The sequence below is a fragment of the Natrinema marinum genome (assembly GCF_024296685.1).
GTDB lineage: Archaea > Halobacteriota > Halobacteria > Halobacteriales > Natrialbaceae > Natrinema > Natrinema marinum.
Genome location: NZ_CP100763.1, coordinates 107006 through 121758, shown reverse-complemented (window position 1 = coordinate 121758; position 14753 = coordinate 107006). Strand labels below are relative to the sequence as shown.

The 14753-nt window shown below is 68.5% G+C and carries 13 protein-coding genes; 7 read left to right on the top strand and 6 right to left on the bottom strand.

All coding sequences use genetic code 11. The features are described 5' to 3' along the window. Positions 1 to 2: 2 nt before the first annotated feature. Positions 3 to 1157: an ABC transporter substrate-binding protein gene (locus NKH51_RS00580; protein WP_340674296.1), complete on the bottom strand. Its 1155-nt coding sequence runs from the start codon at positions 1155 to 1157 to the stop codon at positions 3 to 5. Between the two features lie 400 nt (positions 1158 to 1557). Here NKH51_RS00580 and NKH51_RS18870 point away from each other — a divergent pair, with 400 nt between their 5' ends. Together NKH51_RS18870 and NKH51_RS00570 are read left to right on the top strand one after the other, a co-directional pair. Then, positions 1558 to 1923: a hypothetical protein gene (locus NKH51_RS18870; RefSeq protein WP_425606680.1), complete on the top strand. Its 366-nt coding sequence runs from the start codon at positions 1558 to 1560 to the stop codon at positions 1921 to 1923. A gap of 75 nt (positions 1924 to 1998) precedes the next feature. After that, a complete protein-coding gene (locus tag NKH51_RS00570) occupies positions 1999 to 3126 on the top strand; it encodes a S1C family serine protease (RefSeq protein WP_254763301.1) in 1128 nt (375 codons plus the stop codon). A 47-nt stretch (positions 3127 to 3173) separates the two neighbouring features. Here the strand turns inward: NKH51_RS00570 and gatB are convergent, their stop codons facing one another. Beyond that, the gene (gatB, locus tag NKH51_RS00565) at positions 3174 to 4670 is read right to left on the bottom strand and encodes an Asp-tRNA(Asn)/Glu-tRNA(Gln) amidotransferase subunit GatB (RefSeq protein ID WP_254763300.1); all 1497 of its coding nucleotides are present in this window, start codon (positions 4668 to 4670) and stop codon (positions 3174 to 3176) included. Positions 4671 to 4825: 155 nt separating this feature from the next. On the opposite strand from gatB, the gene NKH51_RS00560 reads away from it, so the two are divergent. Then, positions 4826 to 5158: a 2Fe-2S iron-sulfur cluster-binding protein gene (locus NKH51_RS00560; RefSeq protein WP_254763299.1), complete on the top strand. Its 333-nt coding sequence runs from the start codon at positions 4826 to 4828 to the stop codon at positions 5156 to 5158. 61 nt (positions 5159 to 5219) lie between these two features. Here NKH51_RS00560 and NKH51_RS00555 read toward each other — a convergent pair whose 3' ends face one another. Genes NKH51_RS00555 through NKH51_RS00540 form a run of 4 tightly spaced genes read right to left on the bottom strand, consistent with a single transcriptional unit; the run spans position 5220 to position 9273 of the window. Continuing rightward, the gene (locus NKH51_RS00555; RefSeq protein ID WP_254763298.1) at positions 5220 to 6191 is read right to left on the bottom strand and encodes a WD40/YVTN/BNR-like repeat-containing protein; all 972 of its coding nucleotides are present in this window, start codon (positions 6189 to 6191) and stop codon (positions 5220 to 5222) included. After that, entirely contained in the window at positions 6188 to 7618 is a 1431-nt protein-coding gene (locus NKH51_RS00550; RefSeq protein ID WP_254763297.1) for a DUF7972 family membrane protein, read from the bottom strand. The genes NKH51_RS00555 and NKH51_RS00550 overlap by 4 nt, the downstream gene beginning before the upstream one ends. 24 nt (positions 7619 to 7642) lie before the next feature. After that, on the bottom strand, positions 7643 to 8656 hold the full coding sequence (locus NKH51_RS00545; protein ID WP_254763296.1) for a TIGR00341 family protein: 1014 nt from the start codon (positions 8654 to 8656) through the stop codon (positions 7643 to 7645). A 50-nt stretch (positions 8657 to 8706) separates the two neighbouring features. Further along, on the bottom strand, positions 8707 to 9273 hold the full coding sequence (locus NKH51_RS00540) for a hypothetical protein (protein WP_254763295.1): 567 nt from the start codon (positions 9271 to 9273) through the stop codon (positions 8707 to 8709). A gap of 208 nt (positions 9274 to 9481) precedes the next feature. Between NKH51_RS00540 and NKH51_RS00535 the strand changes: the two genes are divergently transcribed. From NKH51_RS00535 to NKH51_RS00520, 4 genes are all read left to right on the top strand, one after another. Continuing rightward, positions 9482 to 9925: a hypothetical protein gene (locus NKH51_RS00535; RefSeq protein ID WP_254763294.1), complete on the top strand. Its 444-nt coding sequence runs from the start codon at positions 9482 to 9484 to the stop codon at positions 9923 to 9925. Between the two features lie 243 nt (positions 9926 to 10168). After that, the gene (locus NKH51_RS00530; protein WP_254763293.1) at positions 10169 to 11674 is read left to right on the top strand and encodes a permease; all 1506 of its coding nucleotides are present in this window, start codon (positions 10169 to 10171) and stop codon (positions 11672 to 11674) included. Between the two features lie 91 nt (positions 11675 to 11765). Then, positions 11766 to 13142: a transporter gene (locus tag NKH51_RS00525; protein ID WP_254763292.1), complete on the top strand. Its 1377-nt coding sequence runs from the start codon at positions 11766 to 11768 to the stop codon at positions 13140 to 13142. After that, positions 13139 to 14680 (top strand): cytochrome c oxidase subunit I, encoded by a 1542-nt coding sequence (locus tag NKH51_RS00520; protein WP_254763291.1) that lies wholly within the window; start codon positions 13139 to 13141, stop codon positions 14678 to 14680. Before NKH51_RS00525 ends, NKH51_RS00520 begins: the two co-directional genes overlap by 4 nt. Positions 14681 to 14753 lie beyond the last annotated feature (73 nt).

Sequence of the window (14753 nt, the reverse complement as noted above, 5' to 3'; positions counted from 1 at the left end):
TCTTATGACATCCAGTGAGGCATCATGTGATCGGCGGTCGCGTTTGCCGGTGGGTAGACGATTTCCTGTTTGCCGCCGTTTTCGGTCGGCTGCCACTGCGTGATCGGGAAGTTCGAGATTTTGCCGTTGGTCCGCGCTTCCTTCGCGTCGTTCGGATACTTCGAGTCCTCGCCGTACAGCGAGATTTCGGCGGCGGCACCGGTGTACTCGACGGAGTGCATCGCCTCGACGATGTCGTCGAGGTTGTCGCTGTAGTTGATGGTGCCAGCCTCTTCGGCGACCTTGCTGTAGAAGTGAATCGCGTCGTAGGTGTTGAATCCCATATACATGGGCTTGCTCGGCGGGTCCTGCCCTTCGCCGGTGTACTCTTCCTCGTACTTCTCGACGAAGTCCATCGTCTTGCCCGTCAGTTCGCCCACGCCGCCACCACCGGACTGGGACGTCGTCTCGTAGATGCACGCACCGCTGGATTGCTGCCAGAACTCGGGTGACATCGATGCGACGTGGGTTCCCTCGACGGCGAAGGGATACTCGTTCTGAATCCACGGGCCGATCAGTTTCCCCTGGCCCCCGGCCGCGAAGAACCGGATAACGGCGTCCGCACCTGCCGCTTCGATGTCGTCCAGAATGGGCGTATAGTTGTCAGTACTCAGACTGACGGTATTGTCGTAGACGACATCGAGACCGCGATCCTCGAGGTAACCGGGAAGCAACTCCTGGAACGGCTTGGTCCAGGCGGCCTCTTCGGCGAGGTGAGCGAAGGAGTTCCAGCCGTGCGTGTCCGAGAGGAACTCGGCGTAATCGGCCATCCCCTCGGCCTGCAGTTCGGAGTTGATCGGACCCGTTCGGAAGATGTTCTTGTACTTCTCGTAATTCTGGCCTGTCGTCTCCGTCAGCGTGCTCGAGTCGGCCGAGCCGGTGATGATGAACGGCACATTGCTGTCGGCGATCGTGTCCGTGATCCCCTGCGTCACTTCGCTGGAGAACGTCCCGACGATCAGGTCGACATTGTCTTCCGCGATAAACTGTTCGACGATCTCGCTCGTCGTACTGACGTCTCGTTCAGTGTTCTCGTTGATCAGGTCGATCTCCTGATCGCGGACGCTCCCGATCTCGTCGACGGCGATCTCGGCACTTCGCTCCGATCCAAGTCCCATCGACATGCCGGTGGGAGCAAGGTGCCCGATCGTGAACACGCCGTCGTCGCCACCGCTACTGACACCGCCGAGACAGCCGGCGAACGCCGTCGTGACAGCCCCAGCACCGGTCGCACCGAGGAACGTTCGTCGACCGACCGACCCCTTACCAACTCTACCCGATTCGCAAGTATTGTTACCTTCGTTAGCCATTGTGTGTCACTGAGTTACCGATTCTCAGTCACCAGTTTCGAGTCACCCTTAATAAAGATGCAGGAAGTTAGCAAGGATCTTGTGAACTATACACTGATGGTCCGTTGTAGGCGAGCGGCGCGAATTAGAGCATCTCCTCGAGTGTAACCTGCATATCTTCTAACTGATAGTAACCGTCGTCGGCCGCGACGACCCCGTCGTGTCGGAAATGATCGAGGTGGGCGTCGGCTTCGCCGGGGTCGTGGCCGATGTAGATGCCGTGGAGGTCACCGAACAACTGCGCGCTGACCGACCAAGCGACGGCTGGGGCGTGCTCGCGCAGGATTTCGAGGATCTTCTCGGCGCGGGCAGTCGGCTCCTCGACGGGGTCGTCGGCGAGCCCTTGCTCGAGGAGGTCAACCTCAATCTGTCGCGGATCGATCAGGGTCGGAGTACCGTCAGCGAGTCTGAAGCGGGGTACGACGAGTACTGGCGCAGGTGGGCGGAAGAGTTCGGCCTGCAATCTGCCGATACCGCCGAGGGAACCAGCGGAGAGGACATCGGACGGACCAGCGAACAGGGGTCGGCGGCGTAGTCGCTCCCCGATCGCCGCACGGGAGCGAGTGCTGGCCGCCCCTTTTTCCACCGGCACGGTGTCGAACAGTGTGGCATGGGCGCAAGACAAACGCTAACGCTACTTTTCGTCATCACCGTTGCAGTCGCGAGTGTCCCGGTCGCGACGCTGGGGCAGTCGACGGCGGGCGCACAGCCGTCGCCCGCGGTCCAGAATACGACAAACGCGACCGACGCAGGCACCGGCCAGATCCAGCAGGCGGGTGACGGGACGTGTAACTACGCACAGCTCTACGACCGGACGATCGACTCGATCGTTCAGATTCAGACGGCGAGCGGGCTCGGCTCCGGCTTCGTGTTCGACCGGAGCGAGGAAAACGAGACGAGTTACGTCGTGACCAACGAGCACGTCGTCAACGAGAGCGGAATCGTCGGCGTCCGGTTCAGCGGGGGCAACCTCAGCACGGGTCAGGTCGTCGGCGCGACCGCGTACGCCGACCTCGCGGTCGTCCGCGTGAACGAGACGCCGGCGTCCGCCGAAGCGCTTCCAGTGGCCAACGAGACGCCACGGCCGGGCGAGCGCGTCGCGGCGCTGGGTAGCCCGTTCGGCCTCGAGAGCACCATCACCTCCGGCATCGTCAGCGGCGTCAACCGGACGATGCCCACGCGGGCCGGCGTGCTGCCGAACACGATTCAGACCGACGCCCCCATCAACCCCGGGAACAGCGGCGGACCGCTCGTCCTGTGTGGGAACGGCACGGTCGCCGGCGTCAACCGGGCCGGCGGGGCCGAGAACATCGGCTTCGCGATCTCGGCGTCGCTCGTCGACCAGATCGTCCCCGCACTCATCGAGAACGGCACGTACGACTACCCCTACCTCGGCATCCGCCCGGCGCCGCTCACCCAGCCGATTCTCGAGGCGAACGACCTCAACGCGACCAGCGGCGTCTACGTCGCCGGCGTGTTGCGCGGCTCGCCCGCCAGCGAAGAGCTACAGGGACCGACCGGCTTCGAGATCGTCAATCGGCAACGGGTGCCCGTCGGCGGTGACGTCATCGTCGGCATCGACGATCAGAGCGTAGAGACGAGAGAAGAACTCCTCGGGTACGTGTTGACCGAGACGCGACCCGGACAGACCGTCGACATGACCGTCATCCGGGACGGGGAGCGCCAAACCGTCAGCGTCACGATGGGCGACCGTCCCGAGCCGCGAACGACGGCCTGAGCCGCTCGCGTTCGACGCTCGGTTTTTTCGCTCGCCCCGAAAGGCTGCTACTCCTCGAGTTCGGTCCGCAGCAACTGGTTTACGTCGCCCGGGTCCGCGCTCCCGCCGGTCTTTTGCATGACCTGTCCGACGAGGAAGTTGATCGCACCGTCGTCGCCGGATTCGTAGTCGTCGACGGCACCAGGGTTCTCGTCGATCGCCTCGACGACCGCCTGCTGGACCTCGTCTTCGCCGGTCTTGCCCAGTCCTTCCTCGGCGACGACGTCGTCGGGCGTCCGGCCGTCGTCGAGCATCGACCGCAGCACCGTCTCGCGGGCGTTCTTCGCCGTGATCTCGTCCTCGGCGACGAGTTCGACCAGCCGGGTGATCTCCTCGAGTCGGCCTTCGATCTCGGTGATCTCGATGTCACGGTAGTTGAGTTCGCCGAGCAGGTTGTCCGCGACCCAGGTGGCGGCGAGGTCGGGGTCGAACTCGCCGGCGACGTCCTCGTAGAAGTCGGCGACCTGCTTCGTCGAGGTGAGCTTCGAGGCGGCCTCCTCGCTCAGGCCGTACTCCGCCTGGAACCGCTCGCGGCGGGCCGAGGGGAGTTCCGGGATCGCGATCTCGTCTTTCCAGCCCGAGACGCGAAGCGGCGGGAGGTCGGCCTCCTCGAAGTAGCGATAGTCCTTCTCTTCTTCCTTCGAGCGCATCGAGACCGTGATCCCCCGGCTCTCGTCCCAGTGGCGGGTCTCCTGTTCGACCGCGCGGCCGCGCTGGATCGCGTTCTTCTGGCGGGTCTCCTCGTAGGCCAGGGCCTTCTCCGCGCCCTTGTGGCTCGAGATGTTCTTGACCTCCGTCCGGTTGGCCGCCTCGAGCGCGTCCATTCCGATGTCGTCGGTGTCGTCGCCCTCGATCTCTTCTTCGGGGATGATCGAGAGGTTCGCGTCGATCCGCAGGCTGCCGTCGCGCTCGGCGTCGAACACGCCCAGATACTCGAGGACCTCCTCGAGTTCGGCGAGGAAAGCCCGCACTTCGCTCGGACTGCGGAAGTCCGGCGCGGTGACGATCTCCATCAGCGGCGTCCCCGCGCGGTTGTAGTCGACGAGGGTGTACTCCGCGGAGTCGATGCCGCCACCGCCGCCGACGTGCTGGAGGCTGCCCGGGTCCTCCTCCAAATGAGCGCGCTCGATCTCGACGGAGCGCCGAGTGCCTTCGACGGAGATCTCGAGTTCCCCCTCCTGACAGATCGGCTCGTCGTACTGGGTGATCTGGAAGTTCTTGGGCAAGTCGGGGTAGTAGTAGTTCTTCCGGTGGAACCGCGTCTCCTCGGGGATGTCGGCGTCGATCGCCTTCCCGATCTTGACGGCGGCTTCGACGGCGGCCTCGTTGAGGACCGGCAGCGCGCCGGGCAGCCCGAGACAGACCGGGCAGACGTTCTCGTTTGGCCCGTCGGTCGGCTCGGTCGAGCAGCCACAGAAGATCTTCGTGTCGGTCTCCAGCTGGACGTGGACCTCGAGCCCGATGACGGTGACGAGGTCGCCCTGCTGGACGGTCTGGGCAGTCATTGCGCCTCGATTCGAGCCGGGCGGGGTAAAACGTAACGGGACGGACTCGCGGGCGTCCGGTGCCGGCCCGGAACCGACCGTCTGCTGCCGCCGAAATCGTCTCGGCGGCGCGGGTCGGTCGCACGTATTTGTGGCTGGACGTGGCACGGTGTTGCATGCCCACGATCGAATTCGAGGGTGAGACGATCGACGCCGAGACCGGAGAGAACCTCCGTCAGGCGCTGCTCGACGCGGGCCTCTCGCCGCACAACGGGAGCGCACGGTACACGAACTGCCGCGGCAACGGATTCTGCGGAACGTGCGCCGTGGAAATCGTTTCGGGTGAAGTCAGCGATCCGGCGGGGCAAGAGCGCCGTCGTCTCAAACTGCCGCCCCACAGCCTCGAATCGGGGCTCCGGTTGTCGTGTCAACTGCCGGTCGAGGACAACCTCGTCGTTCGGAAACACTCCGGATACTGGGGCCAGAACGTCGAACGAGACGGGGCGTGACCGCTGTCGTTCACCCTCGCTTCGTCACTGCCGCGGAGAGAGTCGAATCGCGAGCGGACGCTCAGTACCGCCGTTCGAACACCGTTCCCGACTCGCCGACGACGAGTTGCGGTGAGCGAGCGGTCCCGAGCGCGACCGCGTGCAGGTCGTTGCCCGGCCGGAGGCGGACGAGCGGTTCCCAGCCGTCGAAGCTGCGCTCGTAGATGACCCCCGACGCGGAGACCGCCAGCGCGGTGTCGCGGTCCCGCGCGAGCGCCGCGATCGGCTGCTCGCCCAGCGTCGTCCGCGACCAATCGACGCCGTTGTAGCCGTAAACGGCGCCGTTGCCGCCGGCGACCGTGACGTGGCCGCTGTCGATCGCCGCGACCGCCGCGAAGTCGACGCCCGCGCCGTCGATCCCGATGCGGGTCCAGGTGACGCCGCCGTCGCGGGACTCGAAGACGCCGCCGTCGGTGTCGACGATGTAGCCGTAGGCCAGCGACGTGAGCGCGATGTCGGTGACGCTCGAGCCGCTGCCCGGTTCGCTCACGTCGCCCCACGAGACGTCCGCACCGTCGCGCCGGCCACGGAGGAGTTCGCCGGAGCTGTTGATGGCCGTGATTCGCTCGTCGCCGGCCAGTCCAGCGGCCGCGATCGCCGTCCAGGAGGTGGTCTTCTCGAGCGGCGCCGAGAAGTCGACGGCGCGGTCGGCGACCACGTCGTACAGCCCGAGCGCGCCGCTGTCGCCGGCGGTCCACAGCGCTCGGCCGTTGCTCGTGACCGCAGCGGTACGGAGCCCGTCGCCAGCTCCCGAGAGGCCGTGCTCGAGTGCGACGGTCCAGTCGCCGCCCTCGCGGGCGAGGACGACGCCGTCCTCGCCGACCGCGTAGGTACCTTCGGCCGTCGGCACGACGTCGTACAGCGCCGCGTCGGTGGGCACGTCGGCGGCGATCCACTGGCTGTCGGGGCCGCCGCAGCCGGCCAGCGCCAGCGAGCCGGCGGCGGCGCCGATCGTCGAGAGGAAGCGGCGTCTGGAGTGGAACCGGCCGGTCATGGCTCGGGCTGGCTCGAGCGCGCCTCGGCCGCCGTATCAGCGTCGGCGGCCCGAGCCGGGCCGCCCATGTCGGCCGGTCGGGTCGCGCCGGCGGAGCCGTGTGACTCGTGGAAGCCGCCCGGCGGGGTAAACGCCCCCGGCGCGGAGGTCCGCATGAGGATCGCGGAGATCCGGACGACGTAGGCGAACAGCACCGCGAGCGGGCTGAAGGCGACCGCGAGCGCGAGGCTCACGAGGACGAGCAGCCACCCCTCGAAGGCCACCGGCGGATAGCCGCTCGCGTGGATCATGATGACCAGCGACGAGAGCAGGATCGCGGCGGTGCCGCTGTAAGTGATCAGCCGCGACAGCCGCGCGAGTTCGCGCTGGAGGTAGATCGTCGTGAAGTACTGCCGGGTCGCGTCCGCGGTGACGAACAGTTCTCGAATCTCCGAGAGCAACGCTTCGGCGCGGTCGGACAGCTCCCCGTCGAAGCGCCGGTGGAGCCGCCGCGCCTCGTTGGCCGCGCCGGCGTAGTCGTGATCGATCGTCGGGAGGACGACCGCGAAGACCGATTCCGTCTCCCCGGAGAGTCGCGACGAGAGGGCCGTCGTGTGGTCGCGCGTGCGCGCCGCGAAGCCGCGGATCGACTCGAGGGCCGAGATCGGCACGTCGTCCCCGTCGGCGGCGACGGTACTCCGCTCGCCGTCGCCCGCCGCGGGGCGCTGTAGCTCCTCGCAGACGGTCGCGAGTTCGTCGGCGCGGCTGCCGAGCGTCCCGGCCAGCCGGGCCAGGAACGGGGCGGGGTCGGTCGGGCTGACGCCGTCGCCTTCGGTCTGGGCCTCGACCCGGCTGCGGAACTCGTGGACGCCGGCGATGCGATCGGTGAGGCGATCGGGCGTACCGAACAGCCGCGAGATGATTAACTGATTGACCGCGACGACGATCGGAATGAACGAGAACAGCCCCGCGATCATCGTGCTGAACATCGTCGTCACGAACCGGCTCTCTCTGACGCCGATAACGTCGCTGACGCCGAGAACGAGCGCGAGCGCGAAGATCCCGGTGACGAAGCCGCCGACGATCACCCGCCGGTCGCCCTCGAGCAGGAGCCACCGGCGAGCGCGCCGCCGCGACCGGGTATCAGTCAAGTACTGTGCGCCGAACTGAACCCCCGCCCAGCACAGGCGGGCGCCGGCCGCGATCGCGGCGACCGTCAGCCGGAGGACGTAGCCGACGAGGGAGACGCCGAGCGGCGAGTCGTCGCTGTCGTCGCGGTCGGAGCTGCCCGCGCGATCGACGTGGTCCTCGTAGTCGGGTCGCCCGTCCGTCTCGTCGCTCGAGCGACCGTCGCGCGGTGGTTCGGGAGGCCCGTCTGGACGGGGCCCCGCGGTCGGTTCCGGATCGGACTCCCGGTCGGCGGTCGGTGATGAAGGATCGTCAGTCATGGAGATGAATCGTTTCAAAGGAGTTCAGAGGCCGTTCGAGACGGCCTCGAGGAGGCGAATCGAGAGCAGTAGCAGGCCGGTCAGGACGAACACCCGTCTGATGATGGCGCCCCTGGTGGTCCTGATGCGCGATCGGTCCGAGGGGTGAAAGCCGACGGTCCAGAGGGTCGCGATCGCGCCGACGTTGATGGCGATGACGTTGACCGCGACGACGACGAGCGAGCCTAGCACCGCTTCGGGCTGGCCCCAGGCGACGCCGACGCCGACGACGCCGATGGGCGGCATGATCGCGGCCGCGATCATCACGCCGATGAGATCGGTGATCCCGGTCGTCGCCATGCCGAGGCCGCCGGCGATGCCCGAGCAGACCGCGACGGTCACCAGCAGCGACGGCGGCAGGCCGTGGCTGCCGAGCCCGAGACTCGCCTGTAAGTCGACCGCGCCCGTGATGACTCGCGAGGTCCGCGCGAAGATCGCGAACGCGAGGGCGCTCGTCGTCGCGACGCCCATGCCGACCAGCTGGTGTTTGACGCCGCGGACGAACAGCGATCGTTCGTCCAGCACCGTCGCGGCGCTCGAGGCCATCGCCGGCCCGAGCAGCGGCGCGATCACCATCGCGCCGACCAGGACGGCGAGCGAGTTCAGCAGGACGCCGGTGGTCGCGACGACCCCGCTGATCGCCGTCATCGCGGCGAAGATGACGAGCGAGGGGAGTTGCGACTGCGCTTTCGACCGCAACTCGCTGCGCGAAATGCGCTCGAAGGACAGCCACTCGCGTCGCCCGTCGGGCGGCGAGTCGTCCCAGCCCCGCCCCACGATCGCCATCGGCTCCTCGACGACGATGGCCACGTCGCCCTCGACCGCCGCCAGATCGTCCTCGAGCGGTTCGACCGCGTGTGCGGGGGCGGGCACCGTGATCGTCCGACTCTCGCCGTCGGCGTGGTCGGTGAGACTGTACTCGAGGTCGTGGCGGTCGATGATGGCCGTGACCTCGTCGGTACTCGACGCCGACGAGGTAAGCACCGTCAGCAGACGCATGTTCGACGTGTCCGTGGGAGAGCCGGTCCGGCGACGACCGTCGCGGTCGATCACAGCAATTCGAGCGCATCGGTCGCTGGGGTCGGGTCATCGGGGAAGGTTTGCGCGAAGAGCGAGCGGACGGTCTCCCGAATCGTCTCGAGACGATCGTCGCCGGCGTCGTCGCACGAGCCGGCACAGCGGCCGATCGGTCCATCGGGACCGACGACGTAGGTCAGTGGGCCGCCACAGGCCGGACACCGTGGTTCGGCGTGTGCCGTCATCCAGTCTACGTCGAACCCATCGTGAGCGAGGCGGTCACCGAGCGCGTACCAGACGACGAGATCGCGCTCCTGGCGTCCCGTCGCCGTCCGCTTGAGCCGCCCGATCGCGAGTGCCGCGCGACGGTCGAGGTCGTCGTCGGGGTCGGCGTGTCGGCGATGACACCGCCGGAAATAGGTCACGAGGGCGCGCCTCGACGACCGCCGTTTCCCCGTCGTGAGCGGCGCATCGAGTGTCGCGTTCGGCGAGAGGTCATCGGACTGGGGAACGCGTTCCGGACGGCCGCGTTCGTCGTAGTGGACCTCTCGCGAGAGAGAGGCACCGCTGGTCGGACAGAATGCGTATTTACCAATCATCTGTTTGGAGGTCGATCGAACCGACAGAGCGGTCCGACCGTATCCCCGGTTAGGGCTGCCAGTGGTATAAACTGACACAATAGTGAGAGTGTCTACAATAAAGATACGGACTCATCGCCGCCCCTAGACGTATGTTTCGATTATTTTGTGTAATAATATTATGAATCTAGACATCTTATAAGGAAGTGGTTCGAACGGCGAGTGCGTCATGTCACGTGGTGAGTTTTCAGCCGTCGATCCGTCGGATCGCACGCCCTGGTACTGGTACGTTCTGATCGGCTATCCCGTCCTGAGCCTGCTCGGAATCGTTTCGCTCGCCCGCCTCACCGGCGGCGGTTCGGTGCTGGCGACGGGACTCGGTAGCGTCGCACTCCTGATCGTCGTCGCCGTCGGCGGTGCCGTCACGCTGCCCGCGCTCTGGCGCGACGTGGAGTTCGTCGCGACGGAAACCGACTCGTGGACGCCCGACCGGGAGATATACGTCGGTGCGGCGGTCGCTGCGCCGCTACTCCTGGGCGCTCTCTCCGGGCTGGCGGCCGGGTTCGGCATCGCGATCGCGATCGCGGTCGTCGCGTTTCTGCTCTCGACGGTCGCGGTCTGTCTCACCTATCTCTACAACCGCCATCAGGAGATCGGACTGTTAACCCGCTGAGAGCGATCGCATTCGCACCGTCGCCGACCGACCCGTCGAACGCACCGACCGCGGTTCGAATTCTCTAGGCTTCGTCCATTTTTATAGGGCACAATCTATTGGTTATTGCTGTTGGTAGGCCCGGACGACGCGCCACCGGCGCGGATGACCTCCTGGCCAAACAGCACAGCCGCTACTGTCCGGCCGGCACCCCGGTCGGTCGCCTTCTTTGCCGCCATCACGGAGTCAGCTCGAGTCCCCGCTATGCTCTCAGCGATACACCCTCTCACGGACGCGTCCAGCATCGCGCCAGCAGCAGGGCAGCCGCTCGCCGCCCTGTCGCTCGCGATCGATCACAGCGATCCGGCTCTGTGGCCACTCCCGGCCGCCCGCCCGATCGGTACGGCGGCCGTCGCCCAGACCGGTGGCGGGCTCGCGCTCGCGGCCCGGCTGGTCGGGCTGCTCGGCGCGTTCCTGCTCGGGCTGTTCGAGGGCGTCGCCATCGCCGCCCGGATGGCCTGGGACACTTGGTGGGCGCTCGTCCTCGGCTTTACGATCACCGGTGCCGTCCAGGAGTTCGTCGCCGAGGAGCGGCTCACGGACTACCTCGGCGACGACGGCTGGCGGGAGATCGGCTACGGCACCGTCTTCGGCGCGTCCTCCTCGAGTTGCTCGTTCTCGGCGGTGGCGACGACCCGAACGCTGTTCACCAAGGGCGCCTCCGCCGCGGCCAGCCTCGGCGCGTTCCAGTTCGCGAGCACGGATCTCGTCCTCGAACTCGCGCTCGTGGTGACGATCCTGCTCGGCTGGCAGTTCGCCGCCGCCGAGATCGTCGGCGGTCTCGTCGCCGTCGCCGTCGTCGCGGTGGTCTACCGCCGGTTCGTTCCCGAGTCGTGGGTCGACCGCGCTCGAACCCACGCGCGGGCGCTCGAGGAGATCGAGTGTGCCACCTGCGGGATGGCCGCGGAGCCGACCGACGCGGACACCGTCGTTCGTGAGTTCGACGGCGAGCGCCGGTACTTCTGCTGTGGCGGCTGTCGCGGCGCGTACGATCCAGGCGACGACCGGGAGGCGGTCACCGCCGGGCCCGCGCTGCTCGAGGCCGACCGCTGGCGGGCGGCGACCGCGAACGCGATCCGCGAGTGGGACATGCTCTGGCGCGACATCGCGCTTGGCTTTCTCATCGCCGGGCTGCTGGCCGCGCTCGTGCCGACCGCCTGGTGGACCGCGCTCTTCGGCGTCGGCGCGGAGGGGACCGTCCTCCGGTCCGTCTCGAACGTCGTCCTCGGGGCCGTCGTCGGCGTGGTGACGTTCCTCTGTTCGGTCGGCAACGTCCCCTTCGCGGTCGTCCTCTGGGACAACGGCGTCTCCTTCGGGGGCGTCCTCGCCTTCATCTTCGCGGATCTGTTGATCCTCCCGCTGGTCCGCACCTACCGGCGCTACTACGGCACCCGCATGGCCCTCGCCATCTTCGTCGCGTTCTTCCTCGCGGCGGTGGTCGCCGGCCTCGTCGTCGAATTCGTCTTCGGCGGCCTCGGCCTCGTCCCGGCTCACAGCGCCGCGGGCGGCTCGGCCTCGGGCACGTTCACGACCCTGTTCAACGTCGTCGCCACCCCGATCCTCGCGATTCAGGTGTACGTCGCCCTCGATCCCGAGCAACGCGTCCGGCTCGGGAATCGGCTCGCTCCCCACGTCGCCGGCGTCCTCTATCACGCCCACAAGGCCCTCGAGCGGGTCGCCTACGCGCTCGAGGACCGCGGACTGGAGTGAGTCCGACCGCCGCGCGTCCCCCTCCGTTCGCGCCCGCTCGAGCCGCCGGACGACCGCACCGCCTGCCGATCGATTCCCCGTCTCAGTATCCATGACACCACCATCGACCGATAGCACCGATCGGAGCGATCCGGTTCGACTCGTCTGCCTCGCCGCCCTCGTGGCGACCCACGGGCTGGTTCGGCTGGCCGAACGCTACCTCCCCGAGTACCTCGCCGCGCTCGGCTACGGCCCGATCGTCGTCGGGGTGCTCGTGACCCTGGGGCTGGGCATCGCCGTCGCCGCGTCCGAACGATCGCGCGCCGTGACGGATGGCGGGTCGACGCCGGCCGTCGGGACGCGGTCGACGGCAGCCGCGTTGCTGGCGACGGTGCTCGCCGCGATCGGCCTGTTCACTTGGGCGGGCGCGCCGACGCTCGATAGTCTGCTCGGCACGCCGCTGTCGGCGCTGGGCTGGCTCGCGCTCGGCGTCGCCCTCCTCGGAGGCTGGCACCTCGCCGGCCCCGCACGCGGGCTCTGGCCGACCGAGCGGTGCGCCGCGACGCCGCCCTCGAGCGGGAACGGTCTCGAGGCCGACGGTGCCGGCGACCGATCCCCGCGGTGGGTGACCGTCCCCAACGGACGAACGCGGATCGTCGTCGGCGCACTCGGCGTCGCGGCCGCGGCGGTGATCGCGACGGCGGCCATGGCGAGCGCCGACGCCGTCGGTGCCGGTTTCGCGCTCCTCGCGGCGGCCGGCGCGACGACCGCCCTCGTCGGCGCGGTCGCGCTCGGGAGCGTCCGCGACCGACCGCCGCTGCTCGGCGGCCGGCCGGGACGCGACGGTCGGTCCGGCGACGCCGACTCCTCGCTCACCGTCGTCCGGGACGCCGTCTCGCGGCTCCCCGACCGTCGTCGGTGGGCCGTCATCGGCGACGCGCTCGTTCGGGTGGCGTTCGCGGGGATCCTCCCGTATCTGATCCTGCTGGTCGCCGAGTACCGGGCGATCGGCCTCTCGATGGGCGGCCTCTCGTTCGCGCCGACCGCCGTCTTCGGGCTGTTCGTCCTCGCCGAGGCCGGCGGTGCGATCCTCGGTGCAATGGCGGCCCCCGCGCTCGTCTCCCGAATCGATCGGCGACACCTCCTCGTGCTCGGCCTAACCGGGCTCTCGCTGGTGCCGATGGCGCTCGTCGTCGCGCCGGCTCGAGCCAGCGCCGTCGCCGCCCTGTTCGGTGCGCTCGGCTGTCGAACCGTCATCGAGCCGATCCGGCCGACCGCCGGAGCGAGCGCTCGCGCCGCACCGGTCCCCGGAAGCGAGCTTCCGCCCGAGATCAGGACGGGGGTCGAAGTCGCGGTCGTCCCCGCGCCGCTGCTCGGCGGGCTGTTGTACGCGATCGATCCGCTCGTGGCCGTCACCGCCGCGACGACGGTCGGCCTGCTCGGCGTGCGCGAACTGGTCCGCGCGTTCAGCTTCGACGGGTACCGATGAGCCGGCGGTCCACGCCGCGCCGCGCGTTCGAGGCCACGAACGGAACCCTCGCGGGACTCTGGCAGGTCGACCACCGACGGCTCGGCCGCTGGTACCTCGGTTTCGCGCTGGCGATGGGATCGTGGGGCGGACTCGACGCGCTGTTGCTCCGGACCGCGCTGGTCACGCCGGGACTCGACCGGTTCCCGGCCGAGACCTACAACGCCTTCTTCACGACCCACGGGCTGACGATGCTGTTCCTGTTCGCGCTGCCGGCGATCTGGGGGTTCGCCTACGCCGCCGTCCCCCCGCTGATCGGGGCCGACCGGACCGCGTTCCCCCGGCTCGGCATCTGGGCGTTCTGGCTGCAGGTGCCGGCCGCGCTGTCGCTCCGGGCGGGCACGATCGGCGGGATCCTCGGCGTGGCCGGCCTCGAGCCGGTCGCGAGCGGCTGGACGCTGTACCCACCGCTGAGCATCCTGTCGCCGAACCCGGCGGTCGACGCCGTGCTGGTCGGCCTCCTGCTCGTGTCTGTCGGGACCGCGGCGACGGCGGTCAACCTCGTCGTCACGATCCGTTGTCGGCGGTCGATCAGGTGGCTCGACGTGGACACGTTCACCTGGACGGTGCTGACGAGCGCGGCGATGTCGGTCGTCGCCTTTCCGGTGCTCGCCATGACGGTCGCCCTGCTGCTCACGGATCGGACGTTCGGCACCGCGTTCCTCCTCGGGAACGGCGGGCCGTTGATCTGGCAGCACCTGTTCTGGTTCTTCGCGCATCCGCTGGTGTACGTGCTGGTCCTGCCGCCGATGGGGATCGTCGGTCACGTCCTGCCGCGCTTCGCCGGCCGACGGCTGGCCGGCCGCCGATCCTCGGTCTACTCGACGCTCGCCATTGGCGTCGTCTCCTTCACCGTCTGGGCCCACCACATGTTCGCGACCGGGATGGGGCCGTCCGTTCGGACGGTGTTCATGGGCACCACGCTAGCGGTCGCGCTGCCGAGTTCGGCGAAGCTCTACACCTGGCTCGCGACGCTGTGGGGCGGCGCGATCCGCTATACTGCACCGATGCTGGCCGCCGTCGCCGCCGTCGGCTTCTTCGTCGTCGGCGGCGTCACCGGCGTCTTCCTCGCCGTCGTCCCGATCAACGTCCGCTACACGGGGACCTACTACGTCGTCGCCCACTTCCACCTGCTGCTGGCCGGCTTCGTCGGCCTCGCGCTCGTCGCCGGCGCGTACTACTGGTGTCCCCTCCTGACGGGACGGCGCCTCGAGCCGGGGCTCGCCCGCCTGCACGGCTGGCTGACGATCGTCGGCGTCGCCGTCGCCTTCGGCGCGCTCCTGGTGGTCGGGCTGGCGGAACTCCCGCGCCGGGTGGCGACGTACCCGGCGACCTACGCGCCGTTGCACCAGCTCGCGACCGTCGGCGCCTACGTCATCGCGGCCGGCCAGCTCGTCTTCCTCGCGGCCCTCGCCCGCGCGCTGGTGGGCGAAAACTGCGCGCTCGACGATCCGTGGTCGCTCGCGGACGGTCCGTCGCACGCACGCGAATGGCGGTAGAGTCCGCTGCAGTCCAGCGGGCTCGCCGCCCGCGTAGCCGGCGAACCGGGTTCGATCGCGACGACCGTCTCCG

Bases quoted from the DNA above. Each gene is read 5' to 3' on its own strand.
- NKH51_RS00580 (WP_340674296.1), bottom strand. From the start codon at position 1,157: ATGGGACTTGGATCGGAGCGAAGTGCCGAGATCGCCGTCGACGAGATC.
- NKH51_RS18870 (WP_425606680.1), top strand. From the start codon at position 1,558: ATGATCGAGGTGGGCGTCGGCTTCGCCGGGGTCGTGGCCGATGTAGAT.
- NKH51_RS00570 (WP_254763301.1), top strand. From the start codon at position 1,999: ATGGGCGCAAGACAAACGCTAACGCTACTTTTCGTCATCACCGTTGCA.
- gatB (WP_254763300.1), bottom strand. From the start codon at position 4,670: ATGACTGCCCAGACCGTCCAGCAGGGCGACCTCGTCACCGTCATCGGG.
- NKH51_RS00560 (WP_254763299.1), top strand. From the start codon at position 4,826: ATGCCCACGATCGAATTCGAGGGTGAGACGATCGACGCCGAGACCGGA.
- NKH51_RS00555 (WP_254763298.1), bottom strand. From the start codon at position 6,191: ATGACCGGCCGGTTCCACTCCAGACGCCGCTTCCTCTCGACGATCGGC.
- NKH51_RS00550 (WP_254763297.1), bottom strand. From the start codon at position 7,618: ATGACTGACGATCCTTCATCACCGACCGCCGACCGGGAGTCCGATCCG.
- NKH51_RS00545 (WP_254763296.1), bottom strand. From the start codon at position 8,656: ATGCGTCTGCTGACGGTGCTTACCTCGTCGGCGTCGAGTACCGACGAG.
- NKH51_RS00540 (WP_254763295.1), bottom strand. From the start codon at position 9,273: ATGATTGGTAAATACGCATTCTGTCCGACCAGCGGTGCCTCTCTCTCG.
- NKH51_RS00535 (WP_254763294.1), top strand. From the start codon at position 9,482: ATGTCACGTGGTGAGTTTTCAGCCGTCGATCCGTCGGATCGCACGCCC.
- NKH51_RS00530 (WP_254763293.1), top strand. From the start codon at position 10,169: ATGCTCTCAGCGATACACCCTCTCACGGACGCGTCCAGCATCGCGCCA.
- NKH51_RS00525 (WP_254763292.1), top strand. From the start codon at position 11,766: ATGACACCACCATCGACCGATAGCACCGATCGGAGCGATCCGGTTCGA.
- NKH51_RS00520 (WP_254763291.1), top strand. From the start codon at position 13,139: ATGAGCCGGCGGTCCACGCCGCGCCGCGCGTTCGAGGCCACGAACGGA.